The following is a 15,612-nucleotide window of genomic DNA, read 5'->3' as shown; positions in this document are numbered from 1 at the left end:
TTATTTTACGCTGACAAAACGAGATTGGGCAAAGGTGCGTAGGCGCTGAATATCTTCGCGGCGGCAGACAGATAGGGGCACTGTGCGCTTGACCTCGTCTATGATCAGGGTCGTATCGACGGGGCGTTTCTCGTAAATGGCGCGGTAGATGGCTGAGATAATCACCTGCTCGATTTCGGCTCCGCTGAAGCCATCGGTGGCTTGGACTAGAGCTGCTAGGTCAAACCGCAAAGGCTGCTGCTGGTGTCGGGTCAGGTGAATGTGCAAAATCGATTGCCGTTCTGGAGCCTCGGGCAGATCGACGAAAAAGATTTCGTCAAAGCGGCCTTTTCGCAGCAGTTCGGACGGCAGTTGGGCGAGGTCGTTGGCAGTGGCGACGACAAAGATCTCTTGGGATTTTTCCTGCAGCCAGGTGAGAAAGTAGCCAAACAGGCGACGACTCAGGCCGCCATCGGCATCGCTGCCCGACTGGCCCATGCTTTTCTCGATTTCGTCAATCCACAGTACGCAAGGGGCCATTGTTTCAGCCAGGGTGATGGCCCGCCGAAAGTTTTTCTCCGACTCGCCCACGTATTTGTCGTAGAGCCGCCCAGCATCGAGCTTGAGTAAGGGCAGGCTCCACTCGCGGGCAATAGTCTTGGCCGCGAGGGATTTGCCGCAGCCCTGAATGCCGACGATCAAGATACCTTTAGGAGCGGGTAGGTTAAAGGCTTTGGCTTGGGGAGTAAAGCCGACTTTGGCACAGGCTAGCCATTGCTTGAGCCCTTCAAAGCCCCCTAGCTGGGCCACGTTGGTCTCTGGCGGAAAATAGTCCAGCAGCCCCTCCTCATGGAGAATGCGCACCTTGCGTTCTAAAACTCGCTTGATGTCTTCCGCATTGAGCTTGCCATCGTACAGAGCGGCGTAGGCAATGACTTTGCGGGCCTGCTTTAGGGTCATGCCCTGCATTGCCTGCACCAAGGCATGGATGTCTTCGGGGGTGAGTTCGACTTTGACTTTGCCCTTGAGCGATCGCACCACTTCTGAAATGGTCTGGTACAGTTCGTCGGGCTCTGGCAGCTTAACGTCGAAGTAAATTACGTCGTGGGCAATGGAGGCCGGTAGGGCTACATCATCGCCTGTGATTACTAGGGTGGACTGGTTGTAGGCAAACTGGTCGGCGACCTCTCGAAACTGGCGGGCGACGGTTGCATCTTTCAGGTGTTCAGCAAAGTCTTTGAGCCAGTAGATGCCCCGACAGCTCATGCTTTGGATGTGCCTTAGCATGTCTAGCGGATCAGCTGTTTGCTCGATCGGCTGAGGCCGCTGAGTGTTGGGTGGGGCGTATTCGTTTTGCCAGCGGTTGTGCAGGTTGCCTTGCGATCGCACCAGCCCCTGGGCAACACTCCACTCGAACACCGAGATCTGCAGCTCGTTGCAGGCTTTGGTGATGAGGGTATGAACCCGCTCCTCCTCAACCGTTTCAATTACAATTGCCGGATGAAAGGCCAGAACCAGGGTCTGGAAATGCCGTACGCTGGCAGCAAAAGACATGGGTGCTTAGGGGAAAGTAGCATCTAAGGTGCCCAAGATCGCAGGCGCGTCCATCAGGCCACCTCAGCTACAGCTACAGGAGCAGGCCTTCGCATTCCCGATGGTAGGGCGTAAAGACTTTGGCCGTCCTCCTTCCAAACTGGCAGCGATGCCCTCTCTAACTAGCAGCCCGTAGCAAATTGGTAGATCTAAGCCTGCCCGTGCAGTCGTCGCTCTAATGCCAAAAACTCTCGCATGTAGCGGTTAACCTGCTCAGGTTGCTCCTGCTGCACCCAGTGGCTGCAGTTGGGGATATAGCGCAGGTGGAAATCGCTCACATATTGTTCGGTCTGCATGCTGAGTTCTTTGCTGAGAGCGGTGTCTTCCTCTCCCCAAATCATCAGCGTGGGCACCTCTAAAATGCCCCAAGACTTTTGAAAGAAGGGTGAACTGGGAATTGCCCGATAGTAGTTGAGCATGGCGGTTAACGCCCCTGGCTTCGACGCGGCCTCTTTGTAAGTCGCAATGTCTTCGTCAGAAAAGGTGTCTTTGCGAACGGCCATGCCTCGAAAGGCGTAGGTGAGTGCCGCATAGTCTCCAGCCTGGATCACCAGTTCGGGCAGGACGGGCAGCTGGAAAAAGCCGATGTAGGAACTCTTTAGGAGCTGCTGGGGCATCTGCAAACCCGCCCTAAACCGAGCCGGATGGGGAATGTTGAGCACAATCAGGGCTTCTAGCAGTTCGGGATACTCATAGGCAAAGGCCCATGCGATCGCACCGCCCCAGTCGTGTCCTGCCAGCACACAGCGCTCATACCCCAGCCCCCGAATTACGCCCGCAATGTCCTTCACCAGTTCCGGCATGCGGTAGGCGTCTACGCCTTCGGGCTTGTCGCTGTCGTTGTAGCCCCGCAGGTCCAAAGCCACCACGGTGTAATCTTGAGCAAACTCAGGAATCTGGTGCCGCCAGGAATACCAAAATTCCGGAAATCCGTGGAGTAAGAGCAGCAGGGGCCCTTCCCCCCGCGTCACATAATGCAGGCGAATCCCGTTGGTTTCAATGAAGCGGTGCTGCACTTCGGTCATCATAGACACGGCCATTTGTCCGATGCCCCATAGGTACTTCACCTTCACTATATCGACTGTTCTTTAAAGCCGTGGGCAGATCAGCGGAAAACGCCTACAGCAAAAGGAACCCACCGCTGAGTCAGCCTGGGTTCCTTAATACCACTCTAAAAATCACTCCGGTAGGTTGGCGTCAAGCGCAGCGCGACCCAACATCCCCTGAAGCTGTTGGGTTTCACTATGCTCAAGCCAATCTACGGTTCTCGTAGTTTCAGCCTGGACGTGCTATTTCCCTCTGAGGTTAAGCCTCTCCCGTAACAGAAAGCTCATCCACCCAGATCCGGGGGCAAATGCCGCCAGGGGTAACTTCAGCCTCAGGTTCGACATGAATGATCGATTTCAGCACCTCCCGAAAATCTCCGGCCACGGTAGCCGACTCGATGCTGATGCGCTCACCTTGGCGAATTAGCCAGCCATCAAAGGGCAGGGAAAAAGACCCCTGTAGCGCATTCACCCCGGCGTGGAGAGCCTGCAAATCGTCGATCAAAATCACGTTGTCTGCCGTCTCTAGGCTAAAGCCGTTGCTGTCACTTTGACCGGGCATTACGTGGTAGAAACTGGGGCTGATAGAGACTTTAGCGCCAATGTCAGCGTGGCCTGTTGGAGAAGCTCCCATTCGCTTAGCGGTGCCCGCACTGTGAAGGAACTGAGTCAGCACCCCCTCAGCGATGATGGGCACCCGGCGGGTCGGTGTGCCTTCCCCATCAAAGGTTTCAGCACCGATGTTCTCAGGGTGGAGGGCATCGTCAAAGACAGAGAGTAGCGACGAGGCAATCTGTGTGCCCAGTGATTCTGGGGTCGCCAAACTGCGCCGATCCAAAATACTCTGGGCGTTATACAGGTTGGAAAAAGCCCCGAGCAGGCTCAAAAAAGCCTCTGCCGAGAAGACAATGCGGTATTTGCCGGTGGCAATCTTCTGGTAGTCCAGATGGCTGAGGGTCTTTTCAGTCGCCTCTTTTAAGCAGCCTTCCAGGTCTAGGTTTTGCAGTCCCCGGTTAATTCGCATGGCCCCAGCAGAACGAGGCTTGCGGCCTTCCTGCTCAGTCTTGCTGTAGAGGTAGACCGAAGCATAGGAGCGGTTTTCATGGCGCAGCGCTCCTTCGCTATTGAGGTAGAAGCGGTCAATGTCGCGCTGGGCTAGCCCGTTGTAGGGCACACTTGCGATCGCAGGGTGTGCCTCCAGCAATCGCTTTTCCAATCCCACCAGCCCCTCGATCAAGTCTGATACTGGAGCAGGCGGTAGGTTATCTACCTGCACCTCTGTCGTTGGCACAGTCGCCTCCGGGCTAAAGTCAGGAATGTTTTCTTTAGCGCCAAAGGCAGCGGCTTCCTGAGCCGTTTTCAGCGCCAGTTCCAGCCCAGCTGGGTCAACGTCTGTGGTGCTGGTGACGCCTAACAAACCCTGGTCACTCCATACCCGCACAATCACGCTGGAGCGGTTAGACGCTTTTACCTGTTTGGGCTCGCCCTTGTCTACTTGCACACTGGTCTCATCGACCGAAGACCCGTAGACATCGTACTTGTGAATGCCCAGTTTCTTGGCACTGGTTTCAGCGTAGGCCGCAATATCTTGAACAGTCGGCATGAGCTTCTTCTTATAGCTATTCTTGTGCTTTTCAGGCAATAAATTTCTGGGGAGTTACCGTCCACCCACAGTGATCGAATCGACCTTTAGGTGCGGCTGGCCTACGGTCACATAAATGCTGCCGCTCACCGAGCCGCAAAAGCCCGGCGCTAGGCCCAGATCGTTCGAGCACATAGAAATCTTTTGCATGATCTCCTTGGCCTCTCCAATCAGAGTGGCTCCTTTCAGCGGCTTTGTGATCTGGCCGTTTTCAATCAGGTAGGCTTCATCGACGGCAAAGTTAAACTGGCCAGTTGGGCCAACGCTACCGCCGCCCATCTTTTTGCAGTAAATGCCTTTCTCAACCGAGGCAAATAGCTGCTCAAGGCTGTAGTCACCAGGGGCAATGTAGGTGTTGCGCATGCGAGAAGCCGCCGCATAGGTATAGCCCTGGCGGCGACCGCTGCCGGTGCGGGGATGACCTGTACGCATAGAGCCAGCCCGATCCGACAGGAAGTTTTTGAGAATGCCGTTTTCAATCAGCAGGGTGCGCTGAGCAGGCATGCCCTCGTCATCCATGTCGATAGTGCCAAACTCATCCTCAGATAGCCCCTCATCCCAGGCAGTTAGGCTCTCGTGGGCAATCTTTTCGCCTTTTTTGTCCATGAAGGGGGTTGTGCCCCGCTCAATCTGCGTGGTTTCTAGCAGGTGGCCGCAGGCCTCATGGAAAATCACGCCGCCAAAATGGTTGGCCATGATAATTGGGTAAGACCCCGACTCTACATAGTCGGCATAGAGCATCTTGCCTGCCGACTCAGAGACGGCAGCGGCGGTGTCTTGGTAATTCCAGGTTCGCAGAAAGGCTGGATCGCTGGTGTTGCCATCTCGCTGACCAATAGAGGCGCGGTGTTCACCATCGGCACAGAGTAGGTTGAAACCTACTGACTGAGTCAGGCGGATATCACGGGCAAAGGTGCCGTCGCTAGAGGCTACTAGAACCTCCTGCCAGTCTCTAAAGTAGGCAGCGCGGCGGGCTTGAACGTGGCTTGCCTTCTGCGCCAAAGCTCCATTGGCAGACAGCAGCACATCGCCCATTTCCTGCATGGAGCTACAGGCTGCCAGCCAGGCTTCTTTGCCTCGAACAGTGGCGTAGTCCCGCAGCATCTCCAGATTGATCTCAGGAATATGGGCGGTTGGGCCGGGCAAAGATAGCCCCATAATCGACAGCCCTTTTTCTAGGGCGGCTTTTAATCCACTAAAGGAGAGGTCGTTGGTGCTAACGTAGCAGTCAGCCTTGCCGCGAAAGACGCGCACTCCTGCTCCCGTTGTCAGGCGAGGAGAAATGCTGGTAATCGCATCGTCTTCAGCGAGACAGCTAATGTAGTTATTGCGCTCCAAAAAGAACTCAACAAAATCGGCACCTGCTGCCCGACCTAGCCCCAACAATGTAGAGAGAGGGGCCTCCCAGGAAGCATCAAACCGCTCACGGGTAGCGCTGTACTGCAGGTTGGGAATTTCTTGAGTGCGAAGCAGGTTTAGAGGCGAGGTTGCAACCGTCATGCCAAGTATTACGCCAGTAGGGGTATCGCAAATCATGCCCTTCTAGTCTAACAAAAGGCTTTGTGGCCCGGGGGAGCAGAGGCCATACCCGCGCCAGTGGCAGTCAGTCTGCTTGCTTTGGGCCTGTCTAGTTTGAATTGGTTTGCTTTGGGCCTGTTTAGTTTGAATTGGTTTGCTTTGGGCAGGTTTGTTTTGGGCCTGTTTGCTATGGGCCTATTTTGTTTTGAAGATTGTGGAATTCTTTATTCCTTGACTGTAGCTGTATCAAAATTGAGGGCATAGGCCCTGACAAACCTGAGGGAAAATCATGCAGGACTTTGAACCGACTCAGCCTTCTGCAGCCAAGAGCAATGGTACTTGGAAGTGGCTTGCTCTTGGCTGTGGTGGATGTCTGGGGCTCTCTGTTTTGTCGATAGTTGTATTGACAGTTTTCTTCAGCCGAGCATTAAATTTCTCAATCGATCCTGAGAACGTAGAGCAGCAGGCCCAAGAACTCTTTGAGTACGAAATTCCAGGGGAGACGAGAGGGCTGCTCAACATGAATGTAATGGGGGTGGAGCTGGCGCAGGTAGCAGATGCGCAAGACCCGCCTGGAGTTTTGCTGACAGTGGGTAGACTGCCTGCCTACTTGCAGGATGAGGCTGCTCAAACGTCTATGTTGGACTCTTTTCAGGAAAGCATGTCCCAGGAAGGAGAGTATACGGCGGAAACTCAGCGAACCGAAAATCTGCCTCTATGTGGTCAAACAGTCCCGGTGCGGATCGAAGAAGGTACCTTTCGAAGCGCTGATCAAGTTTTACAGTCGGTGAGTTATCTGGCTGCAGTAGACTACGCCGGGACAAACCGTTTTGCCTGGGTATTGGCTAATGGTGAGCAGGCAGAGACAAATGCAAGAGCGGTGTTTGACTCTTTAGTCTGCAAGTAAGGCTTACAGTTGGGATCTCGTAGGCTGGGCAAAGCAAAGTGTGCCCGTCACAGCATAGGCTTCTAAAAGATGGGCAAAGGGCGACAGTGCACCTTATGCAGAACGGCATTGGGGTGGGGAAATGCGATCGCACCTCTCCCCTTAATGAAGTAGTGCGTCTACGCCCAAATACCGACTTGGCTAGGGTGGGTGTAAGGCTCGGCACCCACCCACATTTTGAGGTAGACGCACGAGTAGGTTGGACAATGCCCAGAGCCCTACCCACCTTAGTCAATGCCATTCCTGATAGAAACTACACAGGGGGTCTGGGAGCGGGGTAGCGCTGGAGATAGCGCAACACGTCGCCAGGGTCGGGCTGCACGAACAAGCCATTTTCGGGAATGTCGATGACGTGGCTCCACTCAAATTGCTCGGCATAGCCAAGATGGTGGAGACTGGCAATGGCGCTGCGGGTATCGACATTGGAGCCGACTAGATACAGACGCAAGCGCCTGCGCCGAGGCTGCACTAGAGGAACTTGACGCGCAGCAGGCCGTGTCGTCTCGGTGTAGGGAGACGACAGAAAGTATTGAATTTGAATCATTTCAGGGATTCCTTTGAAATCAACGGGTAGGAATCCCCGAAAAAATGGCAGCCCTTGACATTGCTGAATTAACAGAGCGACCTAAAATAGGCAAAGCCCTGAGACAGGTGTGTTCTGTCAACGGGTTAGGCGCTGGTTGATGTTGGTAGCATTTGCCAGTGCCGCAGACCAAGTTTTCGGGGGAAGACAAGCTGCTTGTACACAGCTATGAGGAAAGATACTAGCCGATCTGATCCTCGATTTCAAGTAAAAACCGATACACCCAAAAGCGGGCTTCTTGAAGAAGCTCGCTTTTTTGTTGGTTAAGGCTTACTGAGAGAGGGCAACCTAACAGTTGAGGGATGTACGACCATCGCACATTAAAGACAGTCTTAAAGTTTCCGACTCCTCTACATTGGCAGGATATTATGCAGAAAGTTTCCACCTAATCACCCCTACAGGAGGATTAGGCTGACAAATTTCCACCTAATCACCCCACAGGGGTATTAGGCTGACGGAATTCTACCTAATCACCCTTATAGGGGTATTAGGCAGAAAATTTTCCTCTAAATAATTGTTATGCGGCTTGATTTTCTGGCTGTGGTTATCATGCCGCCTTATGATTACTTTCATAGATCGGTTTATTCGGACTATCTTGCAACGCAAGGCTTTAAGTAGACAGATCGATATAAAAATCCTCATTAAATCAACTTAATTTGTCTATATTCATTCGTTTAAAGTGCGTTTGCCCCCAATCGAACAGTGGTTGAAAGACAGGTATGAGAGTTCTGGCGTAGTCTGTGAAGGAATACTCAACTTTAGGGGGCATCTCTGATAGGGTTTTGCGGCTAATGATTGTGTCCTTTTCCAACTCTCGAAGCTGCTGAATTAGCATTTTTTCGCTAATTGCAGGAATCAATCGTTTCAATTCACTGTAACGCTTTCCATCATCTTGAGGTGCCATAAAATCAAAAGCTTCCATTTGCCACCCAATACACTAAGGGTGGTTTGCACAAAGACTGTAGCATCAGTTTGTTCTGATTGCATGAAAATTACCTCCTTACCAGTTTATTAGAGCTTACAAAAAAGTAAGTACTTCCTAAAAAAACAGTGAGAGTATACCTTAATAATTGGTTTAATCTCACCTCTAGGGAATTGGGGAGGCTGTACATGCTGTCGTTGGCAGGAAAAGTAGCACTTGTTACAGGTGCATCGCGAGGAATTGGTCAGGCGATCGCCGAACGGTTAGGGTGTGACGGTGCGAGTGTTGCCATTACCTATGCCGGGAGTCGAGAGAAGGCGGAAGCCGTTGTCGAAACGATCAAAAAAAATGGAACACAGGCAATCGCAATCCAATCAGACATAAGCAAAATTGAAGAAACTCGCAACCTTTTCCAGCAAGTTATCAACACGTTTGGCCAGCTTGATATTGTTGTCAATAACGTTGGTGTATCGGTCTACAAACTTACGGCTGACATTACAGAATTCGATTTTGATTTAGTCTTCAACACCAATGCTAAAGGAACATTTTTTGCCCTACAAGAAGCCGCAAAGCATATCAACGATGGTGGCCGCATCATTAGTTTGTCAAGTGGTGCAACCAAGCAAAGCATTCCCACAGGAGGGTTGTATGCTGCAAGTAAAGCTGCGATCGAGCAATTTAGCTTTGCTCTATCTAAAGAATTAGGGCATCGGGGAATCACGGTGAATCTGGTTTCACCCGGAGTGACCAACACTGATGGATTAATTATGCCTGCGGATGCCCTGGAAGAATTAGTTCAGTCCACTCCCCTAGGACGCTTAGGACAGCCGGCGGATATTGCTGATGTGGTTGCTTTCCTATCCTCTGACAATGCCCGATGGGTGAACGGGCAGACCATTCAAGTGAACGGCGGCATTTTGTAGGCTTTTGAATTATTTAGGAGAGATCATGGACGTTGCAAATTCAATTGCTTTTGTAACCGGGGCAAATGGAGGATTGGGGCAGTGAAGCACTACAAAGTCATCTCAGGCTTGAGTCTGGAGCAACCCTATATTCGCTAAAGCCGCCTAACACCTCGTTGGTGCGGACGGTATAGAGGTTATCGGTGGGAGTTCGAGGTTATCTGCCGCCGCACAACTTCACCGTTAGCCTTTCCCAGAAATCCTAATTGCATCAATCAGGAAAGGGGAATAGTACTGACGAATGTATTAGTGCAATCGTTAGCCTACAATCTTTATGAAACAGATGTGGTTCCGTAAGGCCTGGGTTGGGATCGCTAGCCTACTGAGCTTTATTGCCATTGGATTAAGTGTCCTTGTCCTATCGAATGATCCGCAGTGGCGCTGGCGATTTCATGTGCAGCCTCCCATTCCAGCAGAGGCCACCTCCCTCAAGGTGTTCCATCCCTCCAACGATGTGGAGCGGATCACCCAATTTGAAATCGATCAAGGAGCAGCCCATCGTGTTCAGCAGTTTTACCGAACGGAATTGCCCAACTATGGCTGGCGCTACCGTTGTACCGTGGATACACCACTGGCTGTCGGTGCGGAACTCATAGATGTATACGAGCGTGGCACGACACAAAATCCGAAGGGGCAAACGCTTCAGATCGAGATCGGGAAGCAGAATGCTTTGGGGTTGCAAGGCAAAGAGACATCAGGACACAAGCGAGTCATTCGGGTGGATGAATGGCTCACTAGCCTTCCGCCTTATAAAGCCTGTTCTAAGGACTCTAGCGCCTCAAAACAACCCAACAGTTTAAGCTAGACGCGCTAGTAGAGCGAGCAGCCTGAAAAAGATAATCGCTATCTTAAGCAGAAAAACGCCACATTACTGGGTCTTGATCTAGATGCTCCGTAACGCTGTGGCTAATGGTGTCTATCTCAGCTAAGTCTTCTGCTGAGAGGTTAATCGCCGCTGCTAAGGCATTTTCTTGGGCCTGCTTGGGGTTACGAGCTCCGACGATCGCACAGGTTTGGGGCTGGGCGATGAGCCAGGCCAGGGCCAGGTTGCCCAGGGTAGTTTGATATTTTGCAGCTAGGGGGCGAAGCTGATCTAGAGCGGCCTGAGCTTTCTGGTACAGCTCTCCCTGAAACAGTTTGTTTTTGCTGCGGATGTCGTCTTGGGGAAAGACATGGTCGGGGCTAAACTTGCCGGTCAGCAGGCCTTGGACTAAGGAGGAGTAGGCCAAAACGGTAATGTTGTTTTCAACGCAGAAGGGCAGCGTTTCTTGTTCGAGCTGCCGCCAGAATAGAGAGTAGGGCGGTTGCAGGCTGTCGATAGGCCCGTACTGCATCGCTTCTTGGAGTTGCGATCGCGAAAAATTAGACACGCCAATCGCCCGGATCTTGCCCTGATCTTTGAGCTGGGTCAACGCGCCCATCGTTTCGGCCAGCGGGACAACTTCGCTGTTAAAGGCTCCGGCAGGCCAGTGGATCTGGTAGAGGTCGATGTAGTCGGTTTGGAGGCGCTTGAGGGAGTCTTCGCAGGCAGTGATTACCTGGTCGGCCTTGAGGTGGTTAGGAAAAACTTTGGTAGCGAGAATAATGCGATCGCGCACCTCCGCCAATGCCTTGCCCACTAGTTCTTCGGAATAGCCCTCGCCGTAGATCTCAGCCGTATCAAAGGTGGTTACGCCAGCCTCGAAAGCGGCCTGCATGGCCTAAATCACCGGCTCATCTTCAACGCCAACCCAGCCTCGTTTGCCCGCCTGCCATGTGCCGAACACAACAGGCGTAATTGAAATATCTGTATTGCCAAGTTTGCGAGGTTGCATAGCTAAAAAGTGACCTCAATGCCGTTTAGCCGCTGGGAATTGCACCTGGGCAGCTTCCCAGTAGCTGGCTACATCCTGACAAACAATTTAACGTTTTGGGTTTAGCCTGGCTATTGGTTAAGGGAGAAGACATCGGCGATTACGGTGTAATCAGTTAGCCGTTCTGCCGAAGGAGCATCATAGACCACAAGGACTGACCCCGGCGAACCAGCCATCAGGCTAATGCCCTCAGCTTTGTCGCTGTCTCTCTTATCTAAGAGGTCTAGAATGGGCTCCGGTTTTAGGCAAGCGTTCTGGCTCAATGTCTCGACTGCGTTTGGAATGCGAAAGACCTCAGCTAAGCCCGAGAGATCCATCGTTGGGCCTGCCAGCACCAGCAGGTCGTCGCCATCCCAGCACAGATCGCGAATGCCCAACCCCTGCAGATCCAGCAGATGCTTGCGGTAGCGCTGCGTGCCCTCCAGCTTCTTGATCTTCAAGAGACCTGGTCCATCGTCTGTAAGGCTCAGCTCTAGCAAAACGGCCCAGCCTCTCAAAACTGGCCCCCGCAGCCCCAGAAAGACGCGATTCTCCTTCACGGCCACGCCTTCAATGTCAAAGCCGTTTTCCTTGCCGGGAATAGCTGCTGCCAAGTACGCCCCCAAGTGCGGGTCAGCTTGCAGGCAGTGGGTCAACTGGTTGCCGCCCTGCTGCTTGCGCTTGAGCTGGGCAGCAGTGAGCATTTTCTTGGGATCTTCTGGATGGGGGTATTCCCGATATAGCTGCCCGTCTACCAGCGGAATGCGGCCCAGCAGGTAGCGATTTTCCTCCCGCGTGATTACCTGTAGCCGTGCCAAAGCTTCTTCATGGGAGCTGTCTAGCTTGGGCTTTTTGCGCTTTAGACTGTGGGAGCCGACAATCCACAGGTAATAGTCGGCATAGGACAGCCCTTCGATATCGATTTCTTTGCTTTCACCCTCCGGCAGGTCGAGGAACCGGGCTACGGGAATGCTCTGGTGGTCGCTGGTGGTGTCGCCCTCTAGCGTTAGCCGCTCCAGATCTGTTCCCTCATCGGAGCCCAGCCAGATGTGGTCGCCAATGCAGCGCACGGCAGAAAGATCCTGCAAAATGGCTTGGGCCGTTTCTTGCACGATCAAGGTTAGCTGGCGGATTGGTTTAGCCGGTTCCATGGAATTTCCTCGTAACCATAGACGGATTTTAGAAGCAAACCGGGAGAAAGGCTCTTTTTGCCCTGCTAGAGTTCAGTAATAAGTTAGAAAACGCGCGAAATGGGTAAATGGCGTCGCTGGCTATTTTCGGCTCTGGCCTGTGTCCTGCTGCTCTCAGGCTGTCAGACGCAGCCAACGGCTTCCCCTGAGCAGGTACATCTCACGCTCTGGCAGGGCATTAGCCCTCCCGCTAACCGCGAGGTGTTTCAATCTCTGGTGGCTCAGTTTAATCAGACCCATCCTGATATTGAGGTGGAGTCTTTATACGTTGGGCAGCCCGACCAGCAGATTCCCAAGATTCTCACAGCCATTGTCGGCAATGCCGCCCCAGACATTCTCTGGTACGTGCCTCAGCTCACTGGGCAACTGGTTGAACTAGAGGCAATTCAGCCGCTGGAGAACTGGTTGGATCAGTCGCCTCTCAAGGCCCAGATCGACCCAGCCCTGTTCGACACCATGAGCCTAGAAGGGCATCTCTGGTCGATTCCCTTTGCTACCAACAATGCAGCTATTTTCTACCGTCCCAGCCTGTTTGAAGCTGCTGGCATTACAGAGCTGCCCAAAACCTGGCCGGAGCTGCGGGCAGCCGCTCGGCAGCTTACCCAAGATACAAACAATGACGGTCGCGCCGATCAGCATGGCATCTGGCTGTCACTGGGGAAGGGCGAGTGGTCGGTGTTTGCCTGGCTGCCCTTTGTCTACAGCTCGGGTGGCTGGATCAGTCAGGCCGATCGGCCTGACTTGGTGAATGCGGGTGCGATCGCAACCCTCCAATTCGCTCAAGACCTAATTCAAGACGGCTCAGCTATCCTCTCGCCGCCCGAGCGAGGCTATGAAACCGATAGCTTCATTGCTGGGAAGGTGGCCATGCAAGTCACAGGCCCCTGGAACCTGCCCCAAATGCAGTCAGCAGGCATTGACTTTGGCGTAATGCCCTTTCCCGTAGCCAAGCAGCCCGCTGCCGTAGTCGGTGGTGAAAACCTCTTTCTCTGCCAAACTACCCCCGAAAAGACCCGGGCTGCCCTGACCTTTTTTGAGTACGTCCTCAGCGAAACCTTCCAGCAGGAATGGGCTCTGGCCACTGGCTACCTGCCGGTCAACGTAAAGGTGCGCGCGAGCCAAGCCTACCAAGACTTCATCCGCGAGAACCCGACCTTGAACGTATTTCTCGACCAGATGCAGTGGGCCAAAGCCCGACCCATTCTTCCCGGCTACACTTACCTGTCTGAAAACTTCGGTCGTGCCATCGAAGCCAGCCTTCTAGGAGAGCCTCCCGAAGCGGCTCTGACAACCTCCCAAAAGCGCCTTGCCTTAATTTTTGCAGGGCGCTAGGGTACGCTCAAGCGGAACCGGGGTAGTGGGTTCCTGCCCACCAAAACCCCACCTCACCCTTCAACCCCACCCGTCTCCCCATGCCTAAATCCGATCCCGACGCTAGCCAAACCCTGGAGCGCCTGCAGCTGCTCCTCTATCTGGTGCCTGTTTTTGGTTTCTTCCCAGCCCTCTGGAGCCTGTATCTAAAGCAGGGCAGCCGCCAGGAAAAGGCTATTAGCCGCCTGGTTGTCACCCTAGCTATAGGATGGCTGTTGACCTTTGGCATTCTCAGTGTGGGGGGTCAGCTTGCGCCCTCTCTCTCGCTTCGGCTGCTGGTCAGCAGCACTCTAGTAACGACTGGGTACTTTACAACCAATCTCTGGCTGATGATCCGCCTGCTAAAAGGCAAGCCGGTCAAGCTGCCAGGTATCAGTCAGTTGAGTAATCGTCTTCCCTAGAGCCTTGAGCGCAGGCGGTTTAACGTAAATTAATTGATAAACCAGAGACTTCTTAATCTGCTTCCGGAAATAGCTGCTAAACTGCTGCTTAAAAATCCTAGGAATTGACCATTTCGCCAATGTAGCCCATAATTTCAGCGGCTCATGGCACCTATGAGAATCTGGGTGAAGGCCTACCGATCCAATACGTACCCCTGTCTGATCAACATCTGAGGTTATCTGGTGTCCACACACAACCCAAACCGCCCTATTCCACCCAAACCATCTAAACAAAGTTTTCAGAAAAAGCCTGCACGTATTCCCCGGTGGATTGGCTTGGGTATTGCTCTGGCAGGGGTTGCCAGTATTTCAGCAACAGCTGGAGCCCTGTTAGCGACGTCTCTGTCCAGCACCCCGCTGATGCAGGGGCAGCTAAGCCCAGAAGAAGCTAAGATTTTTAGCCAAGGTAACCCGATCTCGACTGGGAGCAATCTGCGTTTGCCTCGGCTCACCCGGCCAGTGAACATCCTGGTGCTGGGTACCAAAGTCCTCAGCTCAGATGTTGAAGATGCGCCGTCAGAGCTACAAGACTTGGGATACCATGCCCTAGTCAATTCCTTTGAAGGGCTTAGCGATACTATGCTGCTGCTGCGGTTTAATCCTCAGACCGAGCAGCTCGTCATCCTCTCACTTCCCCGCGATACCCGCACCCAAATCAATGGCAGTCTGACCAAGTTAAACGAGGCTAACCGAGACGGAGGCCCGGCCTTGGCGGCGTCTTCGGTCAGCGACTTGCTGGGCGGAGTTGCCGTCGATCGCTATGTGCGAATTAATGTGCAGGGTGTTGAGAAGCTGTTTGATGCCCTAGGCGGTGTTACTGTCAACGTCCCCCAGGACATGAAGTACCAAGATGACAGTCAGCACCTCTACATCAATCTCAAAGCCGGAGAACAGCATCTCAACGGCAACCAGGCTCTTCAGTTTCTGCGCTTCCGCTACGATGAAAAAGGCGATATTGGCCGCATTCAGCGCCAGCAAATGATGATGCGGGCTGTCGTAGAGCAGACCCTAAACCCGGCTACCATTGCCCGCATGCCGAAGATTTTGTCGGTGATTCAGGAGCATGTTGATACCAACCTAACCATAGAAGAGCTGCTAGCTCTGGTAGGCTACAGTGCTCAAACCAATCGCTCTAATGTGCAGATGCTGATGTTGCCAGGTGAATTCAGCAATCCCGATGATTTTGAGCTGAGCTACTGGCTACCCGACTACAGTGCGATCGACTCCATGGTCGATCAGTACTTCGGCTTTAGGGCGGCTACCGCTTCTACTGTTCACGATCCCTCCTACGTTCGGATTGCAATTCAAGACAGCACAGGAGATTCAGTCGCTGTTCAGGCTCTAATCGACACACTGTACGAGAGCGGCTACACCAACGTCTACACCGATCAGGATTGGAATAATGAGTTGCCGATCACTCGCATCTTGGCTCAGCAGGGAGATGTTGCCAGCGCAGAAATGCTGCACCGCTTCTTGAGAGTGGGAGAGGTGCGGGTCGAGAGCACCGGCATTCTTGATTCGGATGTAACAATTCAGCTGGGCAAAGACTGGCTTGACGAGCACGGCAACCGGCTTTGATCTAGGTTTG

The 15,612-nt window shown here is 53.1% G+C and carries 13 protein-coding genes and 2 pseudogenes; 7 read left to right on the top strand and 8 right to left on the bottom strand.

Annotation, left to right across the window (positions count from 1 at the left end):
* From H6G13_RS08590 to H6G13_RS08575, 4 genes are all read right to left on the bottom strand, one after another.
* The gene (locus H6G13_RS08590; protein WP_190482705.1) at positions 1–1,533 is read right to left on the bottom strand and encodes an AAA family ATPase; all 1,533 of its coding nucleotides are present in this window, start codon (positions 1,531–1,533) and stop codon (positions 1–3) included.
* Between the two features lie 188 nt (positions 1,534–1,721).
* Positions 1,722–2,612 (bottom strand): alpha/beta hydrolase, encoded by an 891-nt coding sequence (locus tag H6G13_RS08585; protein ID WP_206756516.1) that lies wholly within the window; start codon positions 2,610–2,612, stop codon positions 1,722–1,724.
* 265 nt (positions 2,613–2,877) lie between these two features.
* Complete coding sequence (locus tag H6G13_RS08580; RefSeq protein ID WP_190482704.1) at positions 2,878–4,221, bottom strand: TldD/PmbA family protein; 1,344 nt, start codon at positions 4,219–4,221, stop codon at positions 2,878–2,880.
* Between the two features lie 54 nt (positions 4,222–4,275).
* A complete protein-coding gene (locus tag H6G13_RS08575) occupies positions 4,276–5,760 on the bottom strand; it encodes a TldD/PmbA family protein (RefSeq protein ID WP_190482703.1) in 1,485 nt (494 codons plus the stop codon).
* A 307-nt stretch (positions 5,761–6,067) separates the two neighbouring features.
* Between H6G13_RS08575 and H6G13_RS08570 the strand changes: the two genes are divergently transcribed.
* Together H6G13_RS08570 and H6G13_RS08565 are read left to right on the top strand one after the other, a co-directional pair.
* Positions 6,068–6,685 (top strand): hypothetical protein, encoded by a 618-nt coding sequence (locus tag H6G13_RS08570; protein ID WP_190482702.1) that lies wholly within the window; start codon positions 6,068–6,070, stop codon positions 6,683–6,685.
* A gap of 95 nt (positions 6,686–6,780) precedes the next feature.
* Positions 6,781–7,005, top strand: a complete 225-nt coding sequence (locus tag H6G13_RS08565) for a hypothetical protein (RefSeq protein WP_190482701.1) — start codon at positions 6,781–6,783, stop codon at positions 7,003–7,005.
* On the opposite strand, the gene H6G13_RS08560 is transcribed toward H6G13_RS08565, so the two are convergent.
* Together H6G13_RS08560 and H6G13_RS08555 are read right to left on the bottom strand one after the other, a co-directional pair.
* Positions 6,978–7,268, bottom strand: coding sequence for a hypothetical protein (locus H6G13_RS08560; protein ID WP_190482700.1), 291 nt, complete (start codon positions 7,266–7,268; stop codon positions 6,978–6,980). The genes H6G13_RS08565 and H6G13_RS08560 overlap by 28 nt on opposite strands.
* A gap of 685 nt (positions 7,269–7,953) precedes the next feature.
* Positions 7,954–8,294: pseudogene (locus tag H6G13_RS08555) on the bottom strand (winged helix-turn-helix transcriptional regulator).
* Positions 8,295–8,417: 123 nt separating this feature from the next.
* On the opposite strand from H6G13_RS08555, the gene H6G13_RS08550 reads away from it, so the two are divergent.
* Positions 8,418–9,152, top strand: a complete 735-nt coding sequence (locus H6G13_RS08550; protein WP_190482699.1) for an SDR family oxidoreductase — start codon at positions 8,418–8,420, stop codon at positions 9,150–9,152.
* A 313-nt stretch (positions 9,153–9,465) separates the two neighbouring features.
* Complete coding sequence (locus H6G13_RS08545) at positions 9,466–9,996, top strand: hypothetical protein (RefSeq protein WP_190482698.1); 531 nt, start codon at positions 9,466–9,468, stop codon at positions 9,994–9,996.
* A 43-nt stretch (positions 9,997–10,039) separates the two neighbouring features.
* Here H6G13_RS08545 and H6G13_RS08540 read toward each other — a convergent pair.
* Positions 10,040–11,005 (bottom strand): annotated as a pseudogene (locus H6G13_RS08540) (aldo/keto reductase).
* Positions 11,006–11,115: 110 nt separating this feature from the next.
* Positions 11,116–12,174 (bottom strand): DUF3616 domain-containing protein, encoded by a 1,059-nt coding sequence (locus tag H6G13_RS08535; RefSeq protein ID WP_190482697.1) that lies wholly within the window; start codon positions 12,172–12,174, stop codon positions 11,116–11,118.
* Positions 12,175–12,273: 99 nt separating this feature from the next.
* Here H6G13_RS08535 and H6G13_RS08530 point away from each other — a divergent pair, with 99 nt between their 5' ends.
* The 3 genes from H6G13_RS08530 (at position 12,274) to H6G13_RS08520 (ending at position 15,602) form a co-directional block, all read left to right on the top strand.
* Positions 12,274–13,545, top strand: a complete 1,272-nt coding sequence (locus tag H6G13_RS08530) for an ABC transporter substrate-binding protein (RefSeq protein ID WP_190482696.1) — start codon at positions 12,274–12,276, stop codon at positions 13,543–13,545.
* A gap of 80 nt (positions 13,546–13,625) precedes the next feature.
* On the top strand, positions 13,626–13,985 hold the full coding sequence (locus H6G13_RS08525; protein ID WP_190482695.1) for a hypothetical protein: 360 nt from the start codon (positions 13,626–13,628) through the stop codon (positions 13,983–13,985).
* Positions 13,986–14,204: 219 nt separating this feature from the next.
* Positions 14,205–15,602, top strand: coding sequence for an LCP family protein (locus H6G13_RS08520; RefSeq protein WP_190482952.1), 1,398 nt, complete (start codon positions 14,205–14,207; stop codon positions 15,600–15,602).
* The last annotated feature ends 10 nt before the right edge of the window (positions 15,603–15,612 follow it).

The sequence above is a fragment of the Pseudanabaena sp. FACHB-2040 genome (genome assembly GCF_014696715.1).
GTDB lineage: Bacteria > Cyanobacteriota > Cyanobacteriia > Phormidesmidales > Phormidesmidaceae > JACVSF01.
The sequence above is the reverse complement of the archived record's forward strand: the minus strand, read 5'-3'. Positions and strand labels throughout refer to the sequence as shown.